The 24,573-nt window shown below is 72.4% G+C and carries 26 protein-coding genes; 7 read left to right on the forward strand and 19 right to left on the reverse strand.

The window, feature by feature from the left end:
• Positions 1 to 30: 30 nt before the first annotated feature.
• From ruvB to ACIPWA_RS09860, 14 genes are all read right to left on the reverse strand, one after another.
• Positions 31 to 1,104, reverse strand: coding sequence for a Holliday junction branch migration DNA helicase RuvB (gene ruvB / locus ACIPWA_RS09795; RefSeq protein WP_400290719.1), 1,074 nt, complete (start codon positions 1,102 to 1,104; stop codon positions 31 to 33).
• Between the two features lie 52 nt (positions 1,105 to 1,156).
• Complete coding sequence (ruvA, locus tag ACIPWA_RS09800; protein WP_400289807.1) at positions 1,157 to 1,804, reverse strand: Holliday junction branch migration protein RuvA; 648 nt, start codon at positions 1,802 to 1,804, stop codon at positions 1,157 to 1,159.
• A gap of 167 nt (positions 1,805 to 1,971) precedes the next feature.
• Entirely contained in the window at positions 1,972 to 2,535 is a 564-nt protein-coding gene (gene ruvC / locus ACIPWA_RS09805) for a crossover junction endodeoxyribonuclease RuvC (RefSeq protein WP_400289810.1), read from the reverse strand.
• 86 nt (positions 2,536 to 2,621) lie between these two features.
• Positions 2,622 to 3,380 carry a YebC/PmpR family DNA-binding transcriptional regulator gene (locus ACIPWA_RS09810; RefSeq protein WP_056652119.1) on the reverse strand — a complete coding sequence of 253 codons (759 nt, stop codon included), beginning with the start codon at positions 3,378 to 3,380 and terminating at the stop codon, positions 2,622 to 2,624.
• A 7-nt stretch (positions 3,381 to 3,387) separates the two neighbouring features.
• Positions 3,388 to 4,035, reverse strand: a complete 648-nt coding sequence (gene pdxT, locus ACIPWA_RS09815; RefSeq protein ID WP_400290721.1) for a pyridoxal 5'-phosphate synthase glutaminase subunit PdxT — start codon at positions 4,033 to 4,035, stop codon at positions 3,388 to 3,390.
• A gap of 181 nt (positions 4,036 to 4,216) precedes the next feature.
• Complete coding sequence (locus tag ACIPWA_RS09820; protein WP_400289812.1) at positions 4,217 to 4,858, reverse strand: NUDIX hydrolase; 642 nt, start codon at positions 4,856 to 4,858, stop codon at positions 4,217 to 4,219.
• A 33-nt stretch (positions 4,859 to 4,891) separates the two neighbouring features.
• Positions 4,892 to 5,818: a pyridoxal 5'-phosphate synthase lyase subunit PdxS gene (gene pdxS, locus ACIPWA_RS09825; RefSeq protein WP_369800599.1), complete on the reverse strand. Its 927-nt coding sequence runs from the start codon at positions 5,816 to 5,818 to the stop codon at positions 4,892 to 4,894.
• Positions 5,819 to 5,952: 134 nt separating this feature from the next.
• Complete coding sequence (locus ACIPWA_RS09830) at positions 5,953 to 6,624, reverse strand: hypothetical protein (protein ID WP_068708420.1); 672 nt, start codon at positions 6,622 to 6,624, stop codon at positions 5,953 to 5,955.
• On the reverse strand, positions 6,621 to 7,832 hold the full coding sequence (locus ACIPWA_RS09835) for a glycosyltransferase family 4 protein (RefSeq protein ID WP_169834195.1): 1,212 nt from the start codon (positions 7,830 to 7,832) through the stop codon (positions 6,621 to 6,623). Before ACIPWA_RS09835 ends, ACIPWA_RS09830 begins: the two co-directional genes overlap by 4 nt.
• Positions 7,833 to 7,834: 2 nt before the next feature.
• Complete coding sequence (locus ACIPWA_RS09840; RefSeq protein ID WP_400290722.1) at positions 7,835 to 8,821, reverse strand: phosphatidylinositol mannoside acyltransferase; 987 nt, start codon at positions 8,819 to 8,821, stop codon at positions 7,835 to 7,837.
• 1 nt (position 8,822) lies between these two features.
• The gene (pgsA, locus tag ACIPWA_RS09845; protein WP_400289814.1) at positions 8,823 to 9,473 is read right to left on the reverse strand and encodes a phosphatidylinositol phosphate synthase; all 651 of its coding nucleotides are present in this window, start codon (positions 9,471 to 9,473) and stop codon (positions 8,823 to 8,825) included.
• Positions 9,474 to 10,040, reverse strand: coding sequence for an HIT family protein (locus tag ACIPWA_RS09850; protein ID WP_400290724.1), 567 nt, complete (start codon positions 10,038 to 10,040; stop codon positions 9,474 to 9,476).
• An 81-nt stretch (positions 10,041 to 10,121) separates the two neighbouring features.
• Positions 10,122 to 12,122 carry a threonine--tRNA ligase gene (gene thrS, locus ACIPWA_RS09855; RefSeq protein ID WP_400289816.1) on the reverse strand — a complete coding sequence of 667 codons (2,001 nt, stop codon included), beginning with the start codon at positions 12,120 to 12,122 and terminating at the stop codon, positions 10,122 to 10,124.
• A gap of 130 nt (positions 12,123 to 12,252) precedes the next feature.
• On the reverse strand, positions 12,253 to 12,459 hold the full coding sequence (locus ACIPWA_RS09860; RefSeq protein WP_056652140.1) for a hypothetical protein: 207 nt from the start codon (positions 12,457 to 12,459) through the stop codon (positions 12,253 to 12,255).
• Positions 12,460 to 12,766: 307 nt separating this feature from the next.
• On the opposite strand from ACIPWA_RS09860, the gene ACIPWA_RS09865 reads away from it, so the two are divergent.
• Entirely contained in the window at positions 12,767 to 13,618 is an 852-nt protein-coding gene (locus ACIPWA_RS09865; RefSeq protein ID WP_400289818.1) for a DUF4184 family protein, read from the forward strand.
• 27 nt (positions 13,619 to 13,645) lie between these two features.
• Here the strand turns inward: ACIPWA_RS09865 and ACIPWA_RS09870 are convergent, their stop codons facing one another.
• A complete protein-coding gene (locus ACIPWA_RS09870) occupies positions 13,646 to 14,314 on the reverse strand; it encodes a DinB family protein (RefSeq protein ID WP_400289820.1) in 669 nt (222 codons plus the stop codon).
• A 252-nt stretch (positions 14,315 to 14,566) separates the two neighbouring features.
• Between ACIPWA_RS09870 and ACIPWA_RS09875 the strand changes: the two genes are divergently transcribed.
• The gene (locus ACIPWA_RS09875) at positions 14,567 to 14,962 is read left to right on the forward strand and encodes a DUF2255 family protein (protein ID WP_400289822.1); all 396 of its coding nucleotides are present in this window, start codon (positions 14,567 to 14,569) and stop codon (positions 14,960 to 14,962) included.
• 122 nt (positions 14,963 to 15,084) lie between these two features.
• Positions 15,085 to 15,675, forward strand: a complete 591-nt coding sequence (locus ACIPWA_RS09880; protein WP_400289824.1) for a DUF1349 domain-containing protein — start codon at positions 15,085 to 15,087, stop codon at positions 15,673 to 15,675.
• A gap of 72 nt (positions 15,676 to 15,747) precedes the next feature.
• On the opposite strand, the gene ACIPWA_RS09885 is transcribed toward ACIPWA_RS09880, so the two are convergent.
• Positions 15,748 to 16,362 (reverse strand): TetR/AcrR family transcriptional regulator, encoded by a 615-nt coding sequence (locus tag ACIPWA_RS09885; RefSeq protein ID WP_400289826.1) that lies wholly within the window; start codon positions 16,360 to 16,362, stop codon positions 15,748 to 15,750.
• A 33-nt stretch (positions 16,363 to 16,395) separates the two neighbouring features.
• On the opposite strand from ACIPWA_RS09885, the gene ACIPWA_RS09890 reads away from it, so the two are divergent.
• Positions 16,396 to 17,391: a DMT family transporter gene (locus ACIPWA_RS09890; protein ID WP_400289827.1), complete on the forward strand. Its 996-nt coding sequence runs from the start codon at positions 16,396 to 16,398 to the stop codon at positions 17,389 to 17,391.
• Positions 17,392 to 17,520: 129 nt separating this feature from the next.
• On the opposite strand, the gene ACIPWA_RS09895 is transcribed toward ACIPWA_RS09890, so the two are convergent.
• Positions 17,521 to 18,108 carry a DinB family protein gene (locus ACIPWA_RS09895; RefSeq protein ID WP_400289829.1) on the reverse strand — a complete coding sequence of 196 codons (588 nt, stop codon included), beginning with the start codon at positions 18,106 to 18,108 and terminating at the stop codon, positions 17,521 to 17,523.
• Positions 18,109 to 18,202: 94 nt separating this feature from the next.
• Positions 18,203 to 18,823 (reverse strand): putative glycolipid-binding domain-containing protein, encoded by a 621-nt coding sequence (locus ACIPWA_RS09900; RefSeq protein ID WP_400289831.1) that lies wholly within the window; start codon positions 18,821 to 18,823, stop codon positions 18,203 to 18,205.
• A gap of 356 nt (positions 18,824 to 19,179) precedes the next feature.
• Between ACIPWA_RS09900 and nrdD the strand changes: the two genes are divergently transcribed.
• From nrdD to ACIPWA_RS09915, 3 genes are all read left to right on the forward strand, one after another.
• Positions 19,180 to 21,471, forward strand: coding sequence for an anaerobic ribonucleoside-triphosphate reductase (nrdD, locus tag ACIPWA_RS09905; RefSeq protein WP_400289833.1), 2,292 nt, complete (start codon positions 19,180 to 19,182; stop codon positions 21,469 to 21,471).
• A gap of 7 nt (positions 21,472 to 21,478) precedes the next feature.
• Complete coding sequence (nrdG, locus tag ACIPWA_RS09910) at positions 21,479 to 22,054, forward strand: anaerobic ribonucleoside-triphosphate reductase activating protein (RefSeq protein ID WP_400289835.1); 576 nt, start codon at positions 21,479 to 21,481, stop codon at positions 22,052 to 22,054.
• Positions 22,055 to 22,182: 128 nt separating this feature from the next.
• Positions 22,183 to 23,775, forward strand: coding sequence for a sialidase family protein (locus ACIPWA_RS09915; RefSeq protein WP_400289837.1), 1,593 nt, complete (start codon positions 22,183 to 22,185; stop codon positions 23,773 to 23,775).
• Positions 23,776 to 23,851: 76 nt separating this feature from the next.
• Here the strand turns inward: ACIPWA_RS09915 and ACIPWA_RS09920 are convergent, their stop codons facing one another.
• Positions 23,852 to 24,526: a helix-turn-helix domain-containing protein gene (locus tag ACIPWA_RS09920; RefSeq protein ID WP_400289839.1), complete on the reverse strand. Its 675-nt coding sequence runs from the start codon at positions 24,524 to 24,526 to the stop codon at positions 23,852 to 23,854.
• Positions 24,527 to 24,573 lie beyond the last annotated feature (47 nt).

Genomic DNA, 24,573 nt, shown 5'->3' on the forward strand with positions numbered 1-24,573 from the left:
GTGGAGTTCCGCCGCTCAGACTCCCCCAGTCTAGGCCCCGGTGTCGAACAGGGTTCGCCCCGTCCGTCCGGAGCCGTTCCGTCCCCCTGTCAGGCCGCCCGGGCCGCGGGGCGCAAGGGGGTCGGGGGGTGTGAGCCCGAGGTGCGCCCAGGCGGCCGCGGTCGCGACGCGCCCACGCGGGGTGCGCCCGATCAGCCCTTCGCGCACGAGGAACGGCTCGACGACGGTCTCGACGGTCTCCGCCTCCTCGCCCACGGTCACGGCCAGGGTGCTCAGCCCCACGGGGCCGCCGTTGAAGCGGGCGCACAGCGCGCCGAGCACGGCCCGGTCGAGGCGGTCCATGCCGAGCTCGTCGACCTCGTAGACCTCGAGCGCCGCCCGCGCGGCCCGCAGGTCCAGCGAGCCGTCGCCGCGCACCTGGGCCCAGTCGCGCACGCGGCGCAGCAGGCGGTTGGCGATGCGGGGGGTGCCGCGCGAGCGGCCCGCGATCTCGTGGGCGGCGTCGGCGTCGAGCCGGACGCCGAGCAGGCCGGCCGAGCGGACCAGGACGCGCTGGAGCTCGTCGGGCGAGTAGAAGTCGAGGTGCCCGGTGAACCCGAACCGGTCGCGCAGCGGCGCGGGCAGCAGCCCGGCGCGCGTGGTGGCCCCCACGACCGTGAACGGCGGCAGGGCCAGCGGGATCGCGCTCGCCCCGGCGCCCTTGCCCACGACCACGTCGACCCGGAAGTCCTCCATGGCGACGTAGAGCAGCTCCTCGGCGGGGCGCGCGAGCCGGTGGATCTCGTCGATGAACAGGACCTCGCCCTCCTCGAGGGAGGACAGGACCGCGGCGAGGTCGCCCGCGTGCTGGATCGCGGGGCCCGACGTCACCCGCAGGGACGCGCCGAGCTCGGCCGCGATGATCATGGCGAGGGTCGTCTTGCCGAGCCCGGGGGGGCCCGAGAGCAGGACGTGGTCGGGGGTCGCTCCGCGGGCCAGCGCGGCCTGCAGGACCAGGGAGAGCTGGTCGCGCACGACGAGCTGGCCGACGAACTCCTCGAGCCGCCGGGGGCGCAGCGCGGCCTCGGCCGCGCGCTCGAGGTCGTCCGCGGCCGGCGCCACGATCCGCTCGGACGTGAAGGGCTCCTCGCCCTCGGCGTACCCGACGCGGTCGAAGTCACCCACGGGGGCCGCCCAGGACGCGCAGCGAGGCGCGCAGGGCGCCGGCGATCTCGTCGGGGGCGACGACGTCGACGCCGGCCTGGGCCAGGACCGTGGCGAGCGCGTCCTCGGCGGCCTTGGGGTTCCAGCCGAGCCCCACGAGCGCCTGGACGACCTGGTCGCGCTGGTCGTCGACCACGGCGGCGCCCGTGCCTGCCGCCTCCTCGCCGGTCCCGTCGCCGGCGCCCGTGGGGGCCCCGAGCCGGTCGCCGAGCTCGAGCGCGATGCGCTGGGCGCCCTTGCGCCCGATACCGGGCACGCGCATGAGCGCGGCGATGTCCTCGGAGGCCACGGCGCGGCGCAGGGCGTCAGGCGTGTGGACAGCGAGCATCGCCAGGGCCAGGCGCGGGCCGACGCCGCTGACGGTCTGCACGGCCTCGAAGACGGTGCGCTCGTCGTCGTCGGCGAACCCGAACAGGGTGAACGAGTCCTCGCGCACGACCATGCTCGTGGACAGGCTTGCCGCCTCGCCCACGCGCAGCGTGGACAGGGTCGCGGGGGTCGCGTGCACGAGGTACCCCACGGCTCCCCCGGCGCCGCCCACCTCGATGACAGCGCGGTCCAGGCGGACGTTCGCCACCGTTCCCGACAGCGAAGCGATCACTGTGCCTCCATGCATCCTCGCGGGCCCCGGCCGCGCGCGACCGATCCCGAACACCTGTACGAAACTGCGGCCACTCTAGCAACGGGCGGGCGTGCGCCCGGGTGAGCCTCGCCGTCGGGCACCTCGACGCACCGCGCTCCCCCGGCACGTGCCCCTGCCGCGGGCACCTAGCGGCGCGGGCCGCGCGAGGCCTGCTCTGCCGCGGCCCACGCCCGCTGGGCGGGGGTGAGCTGGTGGCGGTCGCCGCCCTGCAGCGCGCCCGCGGGGCGCCACATGTGGCAGATCGCCAGCGCCAGGGCGTCGGCGGCGTCCGCGGGCTTGGGCAGCTCGGCCAGGCCCAGGATGCGCGCGACCATGCGCTGGACCTGGACCTTGTCCGCCCGGCCCGTGCCGGTCACGGCCGCCTTGACCTCGCTGGGGGTGTGCATCGCGACCGGGACCCCGCGGCGGGCCGCGGCGACCATCGCGAGCCCCGCGACCTGCGCGGTGCCCATGACGGTGCTCACGTTGTGCTGGGCGAAGACCCGCTCGACGGCCACGACGTCCGGGACGTGCTCGTCCATCCAGGCGTCCAGGCGTTGGGCGATCGTGAGCAGGCGCAGGTCCACCGACATGTCCGGGGGGCTCTGCAGGACCCCGACCGCGACCATCTGCGCGCGCCGCCCGGGCAACGAGTCGACGACGCCCACGCCGCAGCGGGTCAGGCCTGGGTCCACTCCGAGCACGCGCACGCGCTCACCTTCTCACGCGCCACCCACGACGAAGGGCTCCCACGCGAGCGGTCGCGCGAGAGCCCTTGGTCACACCGGGTGGTGGGTCAGTCGTCGTTCTCGAGCTCGGCCATGACCTCGTCGCTCGCGGTGAAGTTCGCGTAGACGTTCTGCACGTCGTCGCTGTCCTCGAGCGCGTCGATCAGGCGCAGGATCTTGCGGGCGCCCTCGGCGTCGACCTCGACCTCCATGGACGGGTGGAAGACCACGTCCGCGGAGTCGTACTCGATGCCGGCGTCCTGCAGCGCGGTGCGGACCGCGACCAGGTCGGTGGCCTCGGTGAGGACCTCGAACGTGTCGCCCTCGTCCGTGACCTCCTCGCCGCCCGCCTCCAGGACGGCCTCCATCACGTCGTCCTCGGTGGTGCCCTCCTTGGGCACCACGATGACGCCCTTGCGGGAGAACAGGTAGGACACCGAGCCCGGGTCCGCGAGCTGGCCCCCGTTGCGCGTGAACGCGATGCGGACCTCCGCGGCGGCACGGTTCTTGTTGTCCGTGAGGCACTCGACCAGGACGGCGATGCCGCCCGTGCCGTAGCCCTCGTACATGATCGTCTGGTAGTCGGCGCCGCCGGCTTCCTGGCCCGAGCCGCGCTTGAGGGCGCGGTCGATGTTGTCGTTGGGGACCGAGGACTTCTTGGCCTTCTGGACGGCGTCGAAGAGCGTGGGGTTACCGGCGAGGTCCCCGCCGCCCGTGCGGGCCGCGACCTCGATGTTCTTGATGAGCTTGGCGAACAGCTTGCCGCGCTTGGCGTCGATCACGGCCTTCTTGTGCTTGGTCGTAGCCCACTTGGAGTGTCCTGACATACCCCTGTTACTCCTTCACGATTGCGACGAAGAGCTCGTGCACCCGCGCATCGCCCGTGATCTCGGGGTGGAAGGAGGTGGCGAGCAACGTTCCCTGACGTACTGCGACGATTCTACCTGCGTCTTCGCCCGCGCCCGCGGCGGGCACGGCGCCCGACGCGGGCGCGGAGGCGCCCCGGTGGCGCGTGCGCGCCAGGACCTGGACCCCCGGGCCGGCCTGCTCGACCCACGGGGCCCGGATGAACGCGGCGGGCACGGGCCCGCCCGGCACCCCGGTCATCTCCACGGACGACTCGAACGAGTCGACCTGACGCCCGAACGCGTTGCGGCGCACCGTGACGTCCAGGCCACCGAGGGTCTGCTGGTCGTGGGTCGCCCCCAGCACCCGGTCCGCGAGCAGGATCATGCCCGCGCACGAGCCGTACACCGGCAGACCTGCGGCGATCGCGGCCCGCAGCGGGTCGAACAGCTCGAAGATCCGCAGCAGCTTGTCGATCGTCGTCGACTCCCCGCCGGGGAGCACGAGGCCGTCGAGCGCGGCGAGCTCGGTGGGGCGCCGCACGGTGACGGCGCGCGCACCGGCCACCTCGAGGGCGGCCACGTGCTCACGGACGTCGCCCTGCAGGGCGAGGACTCCAATGACCGGTTTCACGATCGCCCATCGTACGCGCCGCGCGGCGCGCGGTGCGGGGGTGCCCGACGACGGCGCTCGCGGCCGGAGGGCGGGTGCGGCCCGGACGCGGGGCCGGGTCCGAGCGCCCCGGTCGGGCGCGGCGCGCCTCGGGACGCGGGTGCCGTACGGCACCCGCGTCCTCCGCGCGGTGCGGCGTGGTCGGCTACTCGGTGGCCTCGCCGAGGTGGCGGGTCCGTCCGTCCCACCCGTCGAGGAGCGGCTCGAGGAGGTCGGGCAGCCCGGCGGGGAAGACCTCGATGGTGACCTCGCGCAGCTCGGGCAGGGCCCACCAGCGCATCTCGTCGACGACGTCGTGCTCGATCTGGGTCCAGCCCTCGCGCGTCAGGGGCACGGCGGCCTGGGTGCTGGTGATGCGGGCGAGGTAGAAGACCTCGTCCTGGCGGCAGCGTTCGCGGTAGAAGTCGAAGACGGCCGACCGGGTCCACACGGGGCCCTGCAGGTCGGCGGGGTCCAGGCGCAGGCCCGTCTCCTCGAGGACCTCGCGCACGGCGGCGTCGCGGTCGCTCTCGCCGGGCTCGATCCCGCCGCCGACCGTGAACCACCAGGACCGCTCGGGCTGGTCGGTGTCGTGGCCACGGGCGAGCAGGACGCGCCCGGCGTCGTCGAGCAGCAGGACGCGTGCCCCGCGCCGGTGGCGCATGCCGTCGGCGCCCAGGACCCAGTCGGGTCCGAGCGCGGTGGGCGCCACCTCTTCGGTGGGCGCAGCGGGGGCGGCGGGCGCCGCCGGGGCGGGCGCAACGGGTGCGCCCGCCCCGGTCGGGACACGGCCGGGCGTGCTGGTCATCGTGGGGTCACCGGACCAGCAGCACGACAGGAGTCACCAGCCGCGCTCGGCCAGGCGGTGCGGGACGGGGATGTCGTCGACGTTGATGCCGACCATGGCCTCGCCCAGGCCGCGCGAGACGTCCGCGAGGACGGCCGGGTCGTCGTAGAACGTGGTGGCCTTGACGATCGCCGCGGCGCGCTGGGCGGGGTTGCCGGACTTGAAGATGCCCGAGCCGACGAACACGCCCTCCGCGCCGAGCTGCATCATCATGGCCGCGTCGGCCGGGGTCGCGATGCCGCCCGCGGTGAACATGACCACGGGCAGCTTGCCCGTGGCGGCGATCTCCTTGACGAGCTCGTACGGGGCCTGGAGCTCCTTGGCCGCGACGAACAGCTCGTCCTCGGGCAGGGAGGTCAGGCGGCGGATCTCGCCGCGGATGGTGCGCATGTGCGTGGTCGCGTTGGACACGTCGCCCGTGCCGGCCTCGCCCTTGGAGCGGATCATGGCCGCGCCCTCGGTGATGCGGCGCAGGGCCTCGCCCAGGTTGGTCGCCCCGCACACGAACGGCGCGTCGAACGCCCACTTGTCGATGTGGTTGGCGTAGTCGGCCGGGGTCAGGACCTCGGACTCGTCGATGTAGTCGACGCCGAGGGCCTGCAGCACCTGGGCCTCGACGAAGTGGCCGATGCGCGCCTTGGCCATGACGGGGATCGAGACCGCGGCGATGATGCCGTCGATCATGTCGGGGTCGCTCATGCGCGAGACCCCGCCCTGGGCGCGGATGTCGGCCGGGACGCGCTCGAGGGCCATGACGGCCACCGCGCCCGCGTCCTCGGCGATCTTGGCCTGCTCGGGCGTGACGACGTCCATGATGACGCCGCCCTTGAGCATCTCGGCCATGCCGCGCTTGACCTTGGCCGAGCCGACGACGTCGCCGGTCACCTGGGGGCTGTTCTCGCCGGAATTCTCCACGGACACCGCGAAACCTCACATCTTCACGTTGGGACGCGCGAGCAGGGGTCACGCTCGCGCCGCCGACATGCTTGCACGTCACCGCCCAGTCTACGGAGGTCCGCCCACCCCTCGGGCAGCCCCCGAACCCGACCGGCCGGTCAGGGGTTGCGGTCGAGCGCGGGCGGCCAGGCGTCGTCGAGCTCGACCGTGACCGGCATGGGCGCGTGCCCGGCGAGCGAGAACGCCCGGGCGTACCAGGTGCGGCGCAGGCGCTGGGTCTGGGCCACGGCCTCGTTGTGGAAGCGGCGCGCGATCTGCGCCCGGTACCAGGCCCCGGCCAGCGCCGCGAGCAGCTCGGCACCCACGGGCGAGGCACGGATCTCCCGCACCTCCTCGGGGTCCTCCAGGGCCGCGCGCAACGTCGCCGACAGGTCGCTCTCCGCCCGCGCCCGCTCGGCGCCCACCCCCGCCAGCAGGCGAGGCGCCCGCTCGAGCGAGGAGGCGCCGTCGGGCCCGGCGGCGGACCCCGGCGAGGCCACCAGCTCGGCCAGACCCGGGACCACGGACGCGACCTCGCGCGTGCGCAGGTCGTCGTCCAGCACCTCGTACGCCGCCTCCGCGACCAGGACCGAGCTCGCCGGGTCCAGCTCCCCCGCCCCCGCCAGGTCCAGCGCCGCCGACGCCCGCCGCTCCAGCTGCGCGTCCAACGCCAGGCGCGAAGCCATGACCTTGCGGTGCAACCGGTCCAGGCGCGAGGCGGCCACCCACAGGGCCCACCCCGCGACCAGGACCACGGCCACCACGATGATGGCGATCTCCGACCACGTCACGACGGGTTCCTCTCCTGCTCCGGACGGGGCCACAGCCCCAGCCGACGACCACCGCGCAACGACGCCGGGTCCTCGTGCACCGGGATCACCGCGTCCGAGGCCGCCAACGCCATCTCGTACACCGCGAGCACCTCCGCGGTCACCGTCGACCAGTCGAACCGGCGCACGAACGAGATCGCCCGCTCGCAGTACCGCTCCCGGCCCGCCGGGTCCGCCAGGACCCGCAGCACCGTGTCCGCCAACGCGACCGGGTCCCCCACCGGGAACAACGCCCCCGCCTGCCCCTCGTCCAGCACCCGCCGAAAAGCCCCCAGGTCCGAGGCGACCACGCAGGCCCCCGCGCTCATCGCCTCCACCAGCACGATCCCGAAGCTCTCCCCACCCGTCTGCGGCGCGATGTACACGTCCACCGACGACAGCAGCGACGCCTTCTCCTCGTCCGAGATCGACCCCAGGAACTCCACGGCGCTCGCGGACTCCCCCAGCGCCTCGAGCGCGTCCGCGCGCCCCTGGTCCCCGCGGCCCGCGATCAGGAACCGGGCCCCCGGGACGGCCTCGAGGATCCGCGGGATCGCGGCCGTCAGGACCGGCAGACCCTTGCGCGGCTCGTCCAGGCGCCCCAGGAACGCGATGGTCGGCGCGTCCGGGGTCCCCTGCCACCTCGCCGACGGCGCGGCGTCCGCGAACGTGTCGACGTAGACACCGTTGGGGATCACCACCGCGTCGCCCCCCATGTGCTCCACGAGGGTGCGCCGGGCGTCCTCCGAGACCGCGATGCGCGCCGAGATCTTCTCCAGGCTCTGACGCACCAACGGGTAGACCACCTGCAGCGCGCGCGAACGGATCAACGCCGTGTGGAACGTCGCCACGATCGGCCCCTGCGCGATCCACAGCGCCAGCATGCTCAACGACGGCGTGACCGGCTCGTGCAGGTGCAGCACGTCGAACTTGCCCGCGTCCAACCACCGGCGCACCCGCGCAGCAGTGACCGGACCGAACGTCATGCGCGCCACCGACCCGTTGTACTTGACCGGCACCGCACGGCCCGCGGACGTGATGTAGTCCGGGATGGGCGTGTCCTCGTCCGCAGGGGCCAGCACCGACACCTCGTGCCCCTGCGCCATGAGCGCCTCCGCCAGGTCCCGGATGTGGAACTGCACCCCACCCGGCACGTCGAACGAGTACGGGCACACGATCCCGATCTTCAGGCTCATGCTGAGCCCACCGCCCCTCCACCAGTCGCACCCTGCGCGTCCTTCGCCCGGGTCCGGGCGTACCGGTCCGGGTCCAGGTCCGCCACGAACACCTTCTGCAGCATGTGCCAGTCCTCCGGGTCCGCGGCGATGGCCTCCGCCAGCTGGTCGACCCACGCCTGCGTCACCGCCGCGACCCGCTCGCTGCGCGGCACCCCGTCCGGGACCGCGACCTGCGGGAAGAACCGGATGACGATCCCCCACGGGGTCCCCGCCGCCCGCCGACGGGGACCCGTCAGACGCTCGTACCGGATCGACGCCGTCAGCAACGGCGCCCCCGTCGAGACCGCCAGCGCCGCAGGCCCCGCAGCGACCCGGGCCCGCTCGCCGAACAGGTCCACCTCCACGCCCCGCGCCGTCAGGTCACGGTCCGCGAGCAACGGGATGAGCTTGCCCGGCCCGCGCGCCCCGCGCATCAGCTCACGGAACACGTCACCGTCGCCCAACGCCAGGATCTCGATCCCCAACGAGTTGCGGAACGCCAAGAACTCCTGGAACAGCTCCTCGGGCTTGAGCCGCTCCGCGACCGTCAGCACCGGCGCGATGTGCGGCGTCGCATACGCCCCCGCCAGGTCCCAGTTGCCCATGTGCCCCAGCGCCAGCAACGGCGTCACACCCTGCGACGTGAACTGCAGGCAGTTCTCGTACCCCTCCAGACGCACCCGCGCCTCGATCTGCGCAGGCGACGCCCCCGGCAGCGTGAACGCCTCCCGGTAGTAGCGCATGTACGACCGCATGCCCGCCCGGCTCAACCGGCGCAGCCCCCGCGCGTCCAACCCCGGGCGCACCCGCGCCAAGTTCCTCTCCAGCTGCGGCACACCACCCCGGCGCGTCGCCCACGCCACGTCCGCGATCACCGTGAACAACCCACGCAGCACCGGCTCCGGCACCTTGTGCGCGTTGCGCCACGCGAACGTGAACGCCTTGTCCGCACTCACCCCCACCTCAGGCACCACCCTCGGACGCCGCAGCGTCCCCCGCAGAGGCGGCCCCGGCAGCAGCGACAGCCTGACGACGCACCGTCGCCATGCGCTGCACCACCGTCACGGCGCTCGCGGCCGCGAGCAGCCCCAGGACCACGACCAGGACGGCTACCGGCAGCCCCAGGCCCACCAGGCCGGCAGCCACGAGCGTCACGACCAGCCGGTCGGCACGCTCCGCGATCCCGACCGCGGCCGTCATGCCCAACCCCTCGGCCCGAGCCCGCGCGTACGGGACCACCGAGCCCAGGACCAGGCACGCGAGCCCCACCGTGATGCCCCACGTGTTCTCGGTGCGCACGAACCACACGATCAGCCCCGTGAAGATCGCGGCGTCGGCCAGCCGGTCCAGCGTCGAGTCCAGGAACGCCCCCCACGGGCCCGAGCGCCCCGACAGCCGCGCCATCACGCCGTCCAGGGCGTCCGAGAACGCGAAGACCATGATCGCCATGGTCCCCGCGAACAGGTGCCCCGTGGGGAACAGCCACAGCGCGGAGGCCACCACGCCCACCGTGCCCACGATCGTCACCGCGTCCGGGGAGACCCCGATCCGCAGCAGGAAGGCCGCGACCGGCGTGAACAAACGCGTCACGACGGCGCGAAGTCGCCCGAACATCTAGCTCTCCTCGAGTGTGGGCGCCGCAGGAGACGCCGGGTCGTCGTTCGTCGGGTCCGGGACCGGCTCACCATGAGCCTCCCAGGCCGCCGCGAGCCGCGCGCGGGTGTCCCCCAGCAGCTCCGGCACGGCCTTGGTGTGGGCCACGATCGGCAGGAAGTTCGCATCCCCCGACCAGCGCGGCACCACGTGCTGGTGCAGGTGCGCCGCGATGCCGGCCCCCGCGACCGCCCCCTGGTTCATGCCCAGGTTGAAGCCGTCAGGGCCCGACACCGCACGCGTCACCCGCATCGCCTGCTGCGACAACTGCGCCAGCTCGTCGGTCTCCTCGGGGGTCAGCCCCGTGTAGTCCGACACGTGCCGGTACGGGCACACCATCAGGTGGCCCGGGTTGTACGGGTACAGGTTGAGCACCACGAAGCACCACGTGCCCCGCGCCACGACCAACCCGTCCTCGTCGGACAGCGCAGGGATCCGGCAGAAGGGGCACGACGACGACCGGTCGTCGACCGGCTTGTCCTGACCGCCGATGTAGACCATCCGGTGCGGCGTCCACAACCGGTCCATCCCGTCGTCGAACCGCGGATGCCCCTCCGGACCCTCCACGGAGTACCCCGACCCCGTCCCTGCGCCGTCCGACGTCACGCGTCAGACCTGGCTGCGCTCGCGGACCGCAGACACGATCCGCTCGATGGCCTCGGCCACGGGCACGCCGTTGTCCTGGCGTCCGTCGCGGTAGCGGAACGAGACCGCACCGGCCTCGACGTCCTCGCCACCGGCGATGAGCACGAACGGCACCTTCTGGGTGCTGGCCGTGCGGATCTTCTTCCCGAAGCGGTCGTCCGAGTAGTCGACCTCGGCGCGGATACCCTGCGCGGCGAGCTGGGCGACGACGTCGGCCAGGTAGTCGTTGAAGGGCTCTGCGACCGGGACGGCCACGACCTGGACCGGCGCGAGCCAGGCCGGGAACGCACCCGCGTAGTGCTCGGTGAGCACCGCGAAGAAGCGCTCGATCGAGCCGAACAGCGCACGGTGGATCATGACCGGGCGCTGACGCGTGCCGTCCGAGGCCTGGTACTCGAGGTCGAACTTCTCCGGCAGGTTGAAGTCGAGCTGGATGGTCGACATCTGCCAGGTGCGGCCGATCGCGTCCTTGGCCTGGACCGAGATCTTGGGCCCGTAGAACGCGGCGCCGCCCGGGTCCGGCACGAGGTCGAGCCCGGACTCCTCGGCGACCTGGCGCAGCGTCTCGGTCGCTTCCTCCCAGGCGTCGTCGGTGCCGACGGACTTCTCGGGGTCGCGCGTCGAGAGCTCGAGGTAGAAGTCGTCGAGCCCGTAGTCCTTGAGCAGGTCGAGGACGAAGTTCAGCGCGTTCGTGAGCTCGGACTTCATCTGGTCGCGCGTGCAGTAGATGTGCGCGTCGTCCTGGGTGAACCCGCGGGCGCGGGTCAGGCCGTGCACCACGCCGGACTTCTCGTAGCGGTAGACCGTCCCGAACTCGAAGAGGCGCAGGGGCAGCTCACGGTACGAACGCCCACGCGCGTCGAAGATCAGGTTGTGCATGGGGCAGTTCATGGGCTTGAGGTAGTAGTTCTGCCCGGCGCGGCGCAGCGTGCCGTCCGCGTCGCGCTCCTCGTCGAGGTGCATGGGGGGGTACATGCCCTCGGCGTACCAGTCGAGGTGCCCGGAGACCTGGTAGAGCTTCTCCTTGGTGATGTGCGGGGAGTTGACGAACGAGTAGCCCGCCTCGATGTGGCGCTTGCGCGAGTACTCCTCCATCTCGTTGCGGATGATCCCGCCCTTGGGGTGGAAGACCGCGAGCCCCGAGCCGATCTCGTCCGGGAACGAGAAGAGGTCGAGCTCGACGCCCAGGCGGCGGTGGTCACGACGCTCGGCCTCGGCGAGGCGCTCGGTGTACGCGCGCAGCTCGTCCTTGGTGGGCCAGGCGGTGCCGTACACGCGCTGGAGCTGGGGGTTCTTCTCGCTGCCGCGCCAGTAGGCGGCCGCGCTGCGCATGAGCTGGAAGCCGTTGCCGATGAGGCGCGTGCTGGGCAGGTGCGGGCCGCGGCACAGGTCCTTCCAGGCCACCGTGCCGTCGCGACGGACGTTGTCGTAGATGGTGAGCTCGCCGGCGCCGACCTCGACCGACACACCCTCCCCCGCTGCGTCGTCGGCCGAGCCGGAGCCCTTGAGGCCGATCAGCTCGAGCTTGTAGGGCTCGTTCGCGAGCTCGGCACGGGCCTCGTCGTCGGTGACGACACGACGCTCGAACGTCTGCCCGTCCTTGATGATGCGCGCCATGACCTTGTCGAGGGCCTTGAGGTCCTCGGGCGTGAACGGGGTCTCGACGTCGAAGTCGTAGTAGAACCCATCGCGGACGGGCGGGCCGATGCCGAGCTTGGCGTCGGGGTTGACCTGCTGCACGGCCTGGGCCAGGACGTGCGCGGCCGAGTGACGCAGCACGTCGAGCCCGTCGGGCGAGTCGATGGTCACGCCCTCGACCTCGTCGCCCTCGGCGACGGGGGTGTCGAGGTCCTTGAGCTCACCGTTCACGCGGAGGACGACGACCTCGCGGCGGCCCGAGAACAGGTCCGCGCCGGTCGTCCCCGTCTCCACCGTGGTCCGTTCCCCGTCGAGAGTGATGGACAAAGGTGACGATACGACGTCTGACACGGTGCGCGCTCCTAGCAGCTCAACAGGGCATTCGAAAGGGCGCCGCCAGACGGCGGCGCCCTCCGATGTTACCGACCTCGGCCGGTACCGTGCGTTCCTCGCCCGGTCAATCGTTCACTTCCTTGGCCTTCTCGGCGAGCGTGTCGACGTGGCCGTCGACCGAGTCGGGCGCGATTCCCTTGATCTTCTCGGCGACGTCGTCGATCCGGTCGTCGGTCAGGAACTCCTTGGCCTTGTCGAGCAGGCCGCCCAGGCCCTCCTTGGCCTCGCCGGCAGCGGCCGCAGCCTTGTCCTTCGCCTCGTCGATACCCATGTTCGGCTCCTCGCGTCACGTCCTGCGGCGGGGCTCGTGCCCCACCACAGGGCAAACTACCGCCGCCCCGCAGATCCTTCCTGGGCAGGACACGCCCGGTCGAGCTGAGATCACCCGGAGCCCCCCCTCGTCTGGGCTTGGTGGTGAGGCGCAGATGGAGGTGGTCTGTTGGAGGATACGCGCTTGGCACACTATTTTCCTCCGAACCAGAATGTGTCCATAAAGTGTGAGATGTCCGACTCTGGCGCTCCAGCCCATCTCCTGGCAGCCCTGTCGGCCGGCTCGACGAGCGGGCATCATGTCGCCCGTGCCCTACACCCCTGTCCATGCCCTGGTCGCGCTCCCCCTCGCCGGCGGGTCGGCGCGGCGCGCGCTCTCCCCCGCTCTCCTCCTCTGGGCGCTGCCCGCGTTCGCGATCGGTGCGATGGTCCCGGACGCTCCCCTGTTCCTCGACGTGCTGTGGCCCGGGACCGACGAGCTGGCCCACGCCACGCACCGTCTGCTGGGCGTCGTGACCGTCGACCTCGCCCTCGCCGTGGCCTGCACGGCCCTGTGGGTCCTCGTGGTCCGCGGGCCCTACCTGGCCGCGCTGCCCCGGCGGAGGCCCCTCTCCCCCGACGTGTCGACCCGCGCCGCGAGCCCCCTGGTGATCGCGGTGGCCGTCGCAGGGTTCGCCGTGGCGGGGACCCTCACCCACGTCCTCTGGGACGACTTCACGCACCTGCGCGGGACCGCGGTCCAGACCTGGGACGTCCTGCGGACCCCGGTCGCCGGGGTCGCGATGTACAAGCACCTCCAGCACGGGAGCTCGTTCGCCGGGTTCGTCGTGCTCGTGGCGCTCGTGGTGCGCTGGTGGCGGGCCTCCCTGCCCGTCGCCGCCCCGCAGCACCTGCGCTCCGCGGTCCTGAGCGTGACGGCCGGCGCCGTGGCGGGGATGCTCGGAGCGGTCGTGCGGCTGCTCGCGACCGACCACGCGGTGACCGTCTTCTCGCTCGCCCGCCTCGCCGCGACCTACCCGGTGCTCGGCGCGGGCCTGGGTGTGGTCGTGTGGGCGGCCGTGCGGACGGCGGCCTCCCGTCGGGAGGCCAGGAGGCCCGTGGTCGTGGGCGCTCAAGTCACGCCCCAGGACCACGGGGGCCCGACGACGTCACGCGCGTGACGCCGTCGGCTCCACCGGGTGCTCCGGTCAGGTGCGGCGCGCGTCCGCGCGGTGCTGCGCCTCGTCCGCGACGGCTCGCAACCGCTCGACGTGGGCCCACCAGTCGTGCGCCGACAACGGTGGGAGGTTGTCGTTGTCCACCCGGAGACCCGCGCTCCCGTCGGTGAGCTCGCGCAGGATGTCGGCGTGCCCCGCGTGGCGGGCCAGGTCGCTCGTGACGTGCACCATGACCTGGAGCAGCGTGATCCCGGAACGGTCGTCGGGCCACCAGGGCACCCGGCCGGTCGCGTCCAGGTCCAGGGTCGCGATCGTCTCGTCGGCGAACGCCCAGACGCGGCGGTACAGGTCCACGACCGAGCCGATCGACTCCTCGGCCGTCGCCCACATGTCGGCGTTGTCCTCTCCGTCGGCGGCGTCCTCGGCCATCCACGGGACGTCGTCGGGCGTGGGCCACTCGCGCCCGAAGGTCTGCCCGAAGTAGCCGAACTCGACCCCGGCAGCGTGCTTGACGAGGCCGAGCAGGTTGGTCCCCGTGGGCGTCCAGGGCCAGCGTGCGGCCCGTTCGTCGAGCCCCTCGACCTTCCAGACGAGCGCGTCACGCGCGGCCTGGAGGTACCGGTGCAGCGTGGCCTTGTGGTCGGGTCGGACCACGGCGTCGGTCGGCGCGGACGCCGCGCCGGTCTCGGTGCTCTCCATCGGTCGAGTCTGCTGCCGCGCCCGAGGGGTGGCAAGGCGAGCCCCGAGAAGGAGCGCAGCGCGCTCTGCCTCGTCGCCGCGGGCCTGTCCGACGCAGAGATCGGCGGGCGGTCGTGACGGTCCGGTCCTGGTACCAGCACGACCTTCCACGCGGGACCCTCCAGCCGTAGGTTCGATACCGCGGCCTGCCCCGGACCCTGGTCCGGACCACGGCGTGCACCGACCCAACGACCGACGCGAGGAGCGATCACCATGACGGGACCGACGACGGCGGCCTGGACCGCCCAGGAGCTGGACAGGATCGGCCGGGCCGAGGAGCTGGAGGTCTCCTCGGCGCGGCCCGACGGGACGCTGCGGCCGTACGTGACGATCTGGGTCGTGCGCGTGGGGGACGACGTCTACGTACGCTCTGCCTACGGCCGCGAGAACGGATGGTTCCGCCGCGCCCTGGCCGACCCGCGAGGCCGCGTCCGCGCCGGTGGCATCGAGAAGGACGTCACGTTCGTCGAACCTCCCGGCACCGTGCACCCGGCCGTCGACGCGGCCTACCACGCGAAGTACGACCGCTACGGTCCGGCGATCGTCGGTTCGGTGACCGGAGTCGCCGCGGCCGCGGCGACGTTCCGCCTCGAGCCGCGCGAGGCCTGACGCCGTCACCTGGCGGCACACGGTGTGCCACCGGCACGCGCAAGCACGACCCCCGACGGCGCGACGCCTGCCACGCGGGAGCGCTTCCACGCCAGGGGGGCCCAGGTGGGTAGGGTGTGCGCGTGACGAAGATCTCCCTCCCCACGCTGCACTTGTTGTCCCACGAAGGCGCAGGTCAGGTCGACGGCGACACCGTGACCCTCACCGCGCCGGCCGGCACCGACTGGACCGACGACGCCCTGGGCGCCCCGCCCCAGCACGCGGCCCCGGCCCTGGTGTTCGACGCCGCTGCCGAGCTCGCCCTGTCCGCACGGGTCCGGGTGACCACCCGGCGCACGACCTTCGACGCGGGCGCGCTGGTCCTGTGGGCCGACGAGCGGCACTGGGCCAAGCTCTGCTTCGAGCAGTCTCCGCAGGGGCAGGCCATGGTCGTCTCGACCGTGACGAACGAGTTCACCGACGACTGCAACTCGTGGGACGTCGACGACGAGACGGTGCACCTGCGGATCGTGCGGACGGGGCCCGCGTGGGCCTTCCACGCCTCGCGCGACGGCGAGACCTGGGAGTTCGTCCGGCTCTTCCGGCTCTACACCGACCTGCCCGTGAGCGTCGGCTTCCTCGCACAGGCACCCCTGGGTGAGGAGTGCACCGCGGTCTTCGACCGGATCGTCCTGGAGGACAGTGCGCCGGGCGACCTGCGTGACGGGAGCTGATCACCCCGATTCCGCACGCCCCGGAGAACCTGACGCCGCCCTGCCCGCCAGGAGTGGACGGAACAGGGGCCGCTAGGGCGTGGAGACCTGCTCCGCCAGGGGCGGCTGCGACTCGAGCAAGATGCGTGCGACGGTGCGCGCTCGTTCGAACGGGTGAGCGAAGGTCTCCATCCCGACCGTGACGATCGCACCCTCGTAGAGCAGCATCATCGCCCTCGCCATGGACGAGGGATCCTGCAGGTCGGCTTCCCTGCACAGGTCGGCGAACTGCCCGAGCAGCCATGCCTTCTGGCGCGAGACCTCGGGGAACACCGGGTGCCCGTCATGCCCGTCCCCGATCTCGGCGCGCGCGTTGATGGCGCTGCAGCCCTTGGGGCTGTTCTCGTCGGACCAGGAGACGGCCGCGTCGAAGATCGCCAGCACGCGGTCGACGCCCGGTTCCGGCACGAGCGCCAGGTGGGCCTCGACATGGCCCCGCCACCTGGCGTCCCTGTGCTGGAGGTACGCGACCACGAGCGCTTCCTTGGAACCGAACCGGTCGTACAGCGTCTTCTTGGTGACGCCCGCGGACTCGGCGATCGTGTCGACACCGACCGAGTGGATACCGCGTTCATAGAACAGTCGTGACGCAGCGTCGAGAACACGACGGGCACCTGGTGTCAGCGGAGCGAGCTCGGGAACCGGCATGACGCCAACTATACCAATCTGTATAGTCGGCGGATGAGTAAACAGATCGGTCTACTACGTCGCAGCACGACGTTGCTGGCAGCAGGTGCCTTCGTGGCGACCTGGAGCTCAGGATTCCTCGTCCCAGCACTCGCCACCGTCGAGGTCTCGCCGCTCACGCTGCTCGTCTGGCGGTTCGTCCCGCTGGCAGGCGCCCTGCTCGCCGTGGCCCTCGCCACCGGCCTCACCCGCGGCGTCAGCGCGACCGTGCTCCGACGACAGTCCTTGATCGGCCTGTTCGCACAGTTCGGCTACTGCGTCTTCGTCTATGCCGCGATCGCGTCAGGTGTCGCCACCGGCACGGTCGCGCTGATCGACGCCGTGCAACCGCTCGTGGTCGCCGTGCTCGTGGGCCCGCTCCTGGGCCTCCGAGTGCGTGGGGCCCAGTGGGCCGGGCTCGCCATCGGTGGGGTGGGAGTGCTGCTGGTCGTGCGGTCGCAGCTCGAGGGTTCGTCAGCGCACCCCTCGGTCTACCTCCTGCCCCTTCTTGCCATGTCCTGCCTGATCGTCGCCACCTTCCTCCAGCGCCGAGCGAAGGCGCAGGCAGGAGTTCTCACGACCCTGACCGTGCACGTCGTCGTGACAGCCGTGGCGCTCGTCGTGCTCGCTGCCGCGACGGGAACGCTCGCACCCCCTGCATCGGCGACGTTCTGGCTCGCGGCCGGATTCGCGGCCGCGTTCCCGACGCTGGCCGCCTACGGCCTCTACTGGTGGCTGCTGCGTCGGATCGGCGTCACGGCGCTCAATGCGCTCTTGTTCCTGATCGCACCCGCGACGGCCGCCGGGGGCGCAACCCTGCTCGGCGAGACCCTGACGGCCACGACTCTCGTCGGGTTCGTGCTCTGCGGCGCCGGTGTAGCCGTCGTGCTGGCCTACGAGACCACCACGGCACCGGACGCCGAGCCGGCGGTGCAAGCACCGTGCTCGGGGGATCCAGGCGACGGCGAGACGATCGCTCCGGGGCGGCCCGACGCACGCGTGACGAGTTGACGCCGCGCGCCGAGAAGCTCCCGGGCCTGCGGGCACCCAGAAGCCCTTCGGAGCGTGTCGGCGTGCTCGACGGCACCCACCCGCTCCGACCCGCCGAGCCGAGAACCGCGCCCACGCTCCGGACACGGCTCAGCGCCCGCGCAGCGGGTAGAGCCCCGGCACGCCGGGCGGGTCCTCCCCGACCAGGCCGTCGATCGACTCACGGATCAGGTCGGCGTGCCCGACGTGCCGGGCATACTCCTCGATCAGGTCGACCAGGACGCGGCGCAGGCTGGACTTCTCGCCGTCGCTCCCGGGCTGCCAGACAACCCGGTGGTCGAGCCCGCCGTCGGCGAGCGCCTCGTCGATCGCCGCGCGCGCCCGGACGACAGCCGTGCGCCACAGGTCGTACAGGTCCTGCGGGCCGTCCTGGGCCGCCGAGGTCCACGGCCACTGCGGGTCCCGGTCCCAGTCGACCGTGTCCCACGGTCGGCCCGGTGAGCGGCCGTGGAGCGTGGTCGAGAACCACAGCTCCTCGACGAACGCGAGGTGCTTGAGGAGCCCTCCCAGCGTGATCTCGGACGCCGCGACCTTGACCGCGAGCGCCTCGGCGTCGAGGCCGCCGACCTTCCACGCGAACGTCGCTCGCTGACGCTCGAGCGAGCCGAGGAGCGTCGCGACCTCGTCCCCCGCGACGGGTGGCTCGATGAGCTCCCAGCCGTGCGTCGCCTCGTCCATGAGCTCCTCCAGGTGGGTGCGGTCCGACCAGCTCTTGCTGCAGGCAGGTGCGCTCCGGTCGGGCGAAGAGCGCGCTGCGGAGACGCGGGGGCGATCAGCCCCGGCGTGCGAGGTGCGGGTAGTCGATCACGAGGCCGTCGGCGTCGACCGTGAGGTCGGCCGTGACGTCGCGCGTCGCGCTCGTGTAGGTGACGACCCCCCGCCCCACCGCCGGGTCGTACGGGGAGCTCGCGGCGTACACCTGCTCGCTGCGCACGACCCGCAGCGAGGGGACCTCGACCCAGGCCATGGTCAAGGAGGTTGGCGTGACCGGCGCCCGGGCGCCCAGCAGCCCGAGGCGCAGGATCGGCATGGAGTTCGTCACGGGGCACAGCGCGAGGTCGCAGTCGAGCGCGCCCGCGAGCGCCGACGGGGCCTCGATACCGGGGGTCGCGAGGTCGACCGGGGCCGCCCCGGAGTGCGAGACCTCCGCGCCCCACTCCCCTGATCCCGCCCGCTCGAGCTGCAGGTCGCGGGACCAGCCCTGCCCCCGGACCGTCACCTCGAGCCTGCGCGTGACCCAGTGCGGCCCGGTGGTCAGGGACCAGGCCGTCACGTAGGTCGGTCCCCGTGAGGTCCCGAGGCACTCGAACCGGTCTGCCCCGAGCGAGAGGACCGCCGTGTCCACGCGGTCGGGGTCGTCCTCCCCGACCCATGAGACGTGTCGACGGGTCATCTCCGCACTCCTTCGTCACGAGCGGTACGCGGGCGCCGCTGCACGCCCTTCCCCTGCCGGTCTACCAGGCTTCCGACGGGCCCGACACCCGGACGCCGCGCGGGCTGTCCTGCGACACCAGGGGCGACGTGCGCCCGACCGCCGGTCGGCGTCCGCCCGCACGCGGGCCCTTGGTCCGACGACGCGGGTGACCAACGTCCCGACCTCAGGGAGGAAGGTCCCGGCTCGCCCGGGATTGGCCACTACATGTGGGATGACACGGGTGTAATTGCTACTACATCTAGTTCCCATCGCGCCTCGGCGTGCCGGCGAGGTCGTGCCGGACCGAGGCGTCCGTCGAGAGGTTGTGGTCGCACATGAGCCCGGTCGAGGTCGCGCAGGACGAGGACGTCGCGTCACGGGGAGCGACGTCCCTGACAGTGCTCAAGCGGGACGGGCGCCGCCTGGCGTTCGACGACGCCCGCATCCGGGCGGCCCTTCGCAAGGCCTACGAGGACGTCCACGGAGACCTCACGCCGTTCGTCGAGCAGACGCTCGACAGCGTGCTCGCGCGGGTCGTCGCGGAGATCTCGGTGCGCTTCGCCGAGGTCGTCCAGATCTACGAGATCCAGGCCGTCGTCGAGCACGAGCTCCTCGAGTCCCGCGAGTACGAGGTGGCGCGGGCGTACATCGACTACCGGGTCCAGCGGGACTTCGCGCGCAGCCGGTCGACCGACCTCAACCACTCGATCGTCGGTCTGATCAGCAAGGACTCGGCGGTCGTCAACGAGAACGCCAACAAGGACTCGGACGTCTTCAACACCCAGCGCGACCTGACGGCCGGTGCCGTGGGCAAGGCCGTGGGGCTGCGCATGCTGCCCCCGCACGTCGCCAACGCGCACCAGAAGGGCGACCTGCACTACCACGACCTCGACTACCACCCCTACGCGCCCATGACGAACTGCTGCCTGATCGACTTCCGGACCATGCTGTCCGAGGGGTTCCGCATCGGCAACGCCCAGGTCGAGCCGCCCCGCTCGATCCAGACGGCCGCGGCGCAGATCACGCAGATCATCGCGAACGTCGCCTCGAGCCAGTACGGCGGCTGCTCGGTCAACCGGATCGACGAGCTCCTGGCCCCCTACGCCGCGCTGAACCACGCCAAGCACCTCGTCGAGGCCGAGCGGTGGCTCCCGGACGCCTCGACGCACGACGCGTACGCCCGGGCCAAGACGTCCAAGGACATCTACGACGCGATGCAGAGCCTCGAGTACGAGATCAACACGCTGTTCACCTCGAACGGGCAGACCCCGTTCACCTCGGTCGGGTTCGGGCTCGGCACGAGCTGGCTCGAGCGCGAGATCCAGCGGGCGATCCTGCAGATCCGCATCAAGGGTCTGGGGGCCGAGGGACGCACCGCGATCTTCCCCAAGCTCATCTACACGTTGCGACGCGGGCTCAACCTCGAGCCGGGCGACGAGAACTACGACATCAAGGAGCTCGCGGTCGAGTGCGCCACCAAGCGCATGTACCCCGACGTGCTGAGCTACGACAGGATCGTCGAGCTCACGGGCAGCTTCAAGATGCCCATGGGCTGCCGCTCGTTCCTGCAGGGCTGGCAGGACGAGGACGGGAACGACGTCGTCGAGGGCCGCATGAACCTCGGCGTCGTGACGCTCAACCTGCCCCGCATCGCCCTCGAGGCCCAGGGCAGCCAGGAGGCGTTCTGGGCGCTGCTGGAAGAGCGCCTGGTCACGGTGCGCGACGCGCTCGTGTACCGGATCGAGCGCTGCAAGCAGGCCGTGCCGGGCAACGCCCCGATCCTGTACGTGCACGGCGCGTTCGGCGAGCGCCTCGCGCCCGACGACGACGTCGACCAGCTCTTCCGCGCCGGGCGTGCGACGGTCTCGCTCGGGTACATCGGGCTCTACGAGGTCGCCGCGGCCTTCTACGGCGGTGCCTGGGAGCAGGACCCGGAGGCCAAGGCCCTCACACTGCGCGTGCTCCGTGAGCTGCACGCGCACACCCGGGCCTGGACGGCCGAGCACGGCTACCACTTCAGCGTCTACTCGACGCCGAGCGAGAGCCTGACGGACCGGTTCGCCCGCATGGACCGCGAGAAGTTCGGCGAGGTCGCGGACATCACCGACAAGGAGTACTACACGAACAGCTTCCACTACGACGTGCGCAAGGACCCGACGCCGTTCGAGAAGCTCGACTTCGAGATGGACTACCCGCAGTATGCGTCGGGCGGCTTCATCCACTACTGCGAGTACCCCGTGCTCCAGCAGAACCCCAAGGCGCTCGAGGCCGTGTGGGACTACGCCTACGACCGCGTGGGGTACCTCGGCACCAACACCCCGATCGACCGCTGCTACGCGTGCGGTTACGCGGGCGACTTCACCCCGACCGCGCGCGGCTTCGCGTGCCCGGGCTGCGGGAACACGGACCCGCGCACGTGCGACGTCGTCAAGCGCACGTGCGGGTACCTGGGCAACCCGCAGCAGCGGCCCATGGTGCACGGCCGGCACGTCGAGATCTCCTCGCGCGTCAAGCACATGGCCGGGGCCGTGAGCCTCGGCGAGGTCGGAGCTGCCGGCATGACCGGAGTCGCCGGCGAGGCCAGCTGCGAGGAGTCCGCAGCCCGCACGAGCCCCCCGGAAGACTGAGGCCGTCGTGCCGCGGGACCCGCAGCCCCACTGGCGCTCGGAGCGCCTCAGCCAGGGCTACGTCGCGGACTACAAGCCGTTCGTGTTCGTCGACGGCGAGGGCGTGCGCTGCAGCCTGTACGTGAGCGGGTGCCTGTTCGCGTGCGAGGGCTGCTTCAACGAGGCGACCTGGAGCTTTCGCTACGGCTCCGCGTACACCGACGAGCTCGAGGAACGCATCCTGGCGGACCTCGCGCACGAGTCGGTGCAAGGCCTGTCGCTGCTCGGCGGCGAGCCGTTCCTCAACACGGGCGTGTGCCTGCGCCTCGTGCGGCGCCTGCGCGAGCAGCACGGCCCGTCCAAGGACGTGTGGTGCTGGAGCGGCTACACCTTCGAGGAGCTGCTCGCAGGCTCCCCCGACCAGCGCGAGCTGCTCGCGGGTCTCGACGTCCTGGTCGACGGCCGGTTCGAGATCGCGCGACGCGACCTCACGCTCCCCTTCCGCGGGAGCACGAACCAGCGGGTCCTGTCGGTCCCGGCCTCGCTCGCCGCGGGCCGCGCGGTCCCGTGGTCGTCCGCGCGCGTGGCCCGGCGGAGCGCCTGATCTCCCCTGCCCGACGGCGTCGCGCACCTTCCGCGCGGAGGTGCGCTACGCCGTCGGGCAGGCTGCGAGGACGCGACGCGAGGCCGCCGCGGCGTGGATCCCCGCGTCCGACGGGGTAGAACTGGAGGATGCGCACGAACCCCCACGAAATCACCCACCAGGTGCTGGCCGCTCGCGGCCTCGGCGGACACCGCCAGTACCGCATCCCCGCCCTGGCCGTCTCCACGCGGGGAACCGTCCTCGCGGCCTACGACGGACGCCCCAACCTCGACGACCTGCCGAACACGATCGACCTCCTGGTCCGGCGCAGCCTCGACCACGGCCGCACCTGGGAGCCCCAGCAGGACGTGCGCGTCGGCACGGGGCTCCAGGGGTTCGGCGACCCGAGCCTGCTCGTGGACAGGGTGACCGGGCGGATCTTCTGCTTCCACGCGGCGGGGACCCACGCGGGGTTCTTCGAGGCGGTCGAGGGGCTCGAGCCCGAGGACGACGTCCAGCACGTCGACCTGTCGTTCTCCGACGACGACGGCCTGACGTGGACCCACCGTCGCGTCACGGCCTCGCTCAAGCCGCAGGGCGTCACGGGCCTGTTCGCCGCGGCAGGCACCGGGATCCAGATCGAGACCGGACCGTTCGCCGGGCGCCTGGTCCAGCAGATGGTCCTGCTCCTGCGCGGCGAGATCCGCGCCGCGTCGGCGTACTCGGACGACCACGGCGACACCTGGACGCTGGGCGAGCCCACGGGCCCCGGGGCCAACGAGAACAAGGTCGTCGAGCTGCGCGACGGTCGCCTGCTGCTGAGCTCGCGCGCGAAGGGGTGCCGGTTGCAGGCGGTCTCGACCGACGGCGGTCGCTCGTACGGGCCGCTGCACCCCGTGCACGACCTGCCCGACCCGAGCGACAACGGGAGCGTCCTTCGGCTCGGGGACGTGACCGACGTGGCCGCTCCCCTGCTCGCGACGAACAACCGCGACGCCGACCTGCGCCGCAACACCGTGCTCAGTGTGTCGCACGACGAGGGTGCGAGCTGGCGACCCGCGCTGACGATCTGCGCGGGCTCGAGCGCGTACTCGACGGGAGCCGTGCTCGCCGACGGGTCGCTCGGGGTGCTCTACGAGCGTGACGGGTACCGCGAGATCGTCTTCGCGCGCATCGAGGCCGAGGCGCTCTCGCCCGCGGCCCTCGGGGAGGCCGTCGAGACGTTCGTGGACGACGACGGCGGCGCCTTGACCATGGTGCTGCGCTCGATCACCCCGGGGCGCCCCACGCAGTGGGTCAGCGTGGGCGCGTCGCACGTCATCTCGGCCGAGGGCGGCGACTGGGGCGTGCACACCTGGAAGGAGATCGGGCAGGGGTACGACGGCGACCAGGTGCTCGGCACGCGCGAGGCCCAGGACGCCAACTACGGGCCGGCCGCGCCGGGCCTGCGGGCCGGCGACATCCTCGCGTTCACCGGGCGCTTCCGGCACCAGGGCGACGATCCCGTGACCGCTGGGCTGAGCGGGAGCTTCGACGGCGACGTGACGGCCCAGTTCCCGGCCGTGCGCCTGGCCCCCGGCGAGGACGCCCTGTACTTCACGCCCACGTACACCGTGACCGCGGACGACGTGGCCCGCGGCGAGGCGCGCGTGGAGTGCGCGGTCCAGGCCGGGCAGGCCCGCTTCGAGCGGGCGTTCCGCGCGGACACCGTGACCGGGGAGGTCGTGCCGGTCGCGCGGTGACCGGACGTGCCCGGGGTCACGGCCGCGGCGGGCGTGCCCCGGGACGCGGGGCGGGACGGCGAGCGCGGGCAGCGCGTCAGGGCACGGCGCCAGGGAGGGCGGGCGCCGCGCCGTCGGGCAGGGTCTCCGGACCGGTGCTCGTCGTGTCCTCGCGGCCGACCGCGTCGTCGGGCGTGAGGTCGGTGCGGGTGTGGGCCCGCTCGCCCTGCGGCCCGAACAGGCTGAGCACCTCGGCGCCCTCCTGGCCCGTGCTGCCGAACCAGTGGGGCGTGCGGGTGTCGAACTCGGCGACCTCCCCGGCGTCGAGCACGATGTCCCGGTCCCCCACGACGAGCCGCAGCCGGCCCGTGAGCACGTACAGCCACTCGTAGCCGTCGTGCGTCGTGAGCGCGGGCTCGGCGACCTTGCGCGGGACGAGGATCTTCCAGGCGTGCTGGCTCGCGGGCTGCCGGGTCAGGGGCACGACCACCCGGCCGTTGACCCTCCGCGGGGTGAGCCGGATGCGGGGGTCTCCCGTCTCCGGGGCGCGCACGAGCTCGTCGAGCGGCACCCGGTACGCGTGGGCGAGCAGCAGGAGGAGCTCGAGGCTGGGCTTGCGCCCCCCGGTCTCGAGGCGCGACAGCGTGCTCTTGGAGATGCCCGTCGTGTCCGCGAGCGCCGCGAGGGTGATCCCGCGTCGCCGTCGGAGGGCGCCGAGCCGTGGCCCGACCTGGTCGAGTGCGCGTCCGATCGCTGCCGTGGGGTCGTCCATCGCACCATCCCACCACTCTGTCCCAGTTCTGGCAACGAGCATTGCCG

The organism is Oerskovia enterophila, from assembly GCF_044748475.1.
GTDB lineage: Bacteria > Actinomycetota > Actinomycetes > Actinomycetales > Cellulomonadaceae > Oerskovia > Oerskovia enterophila.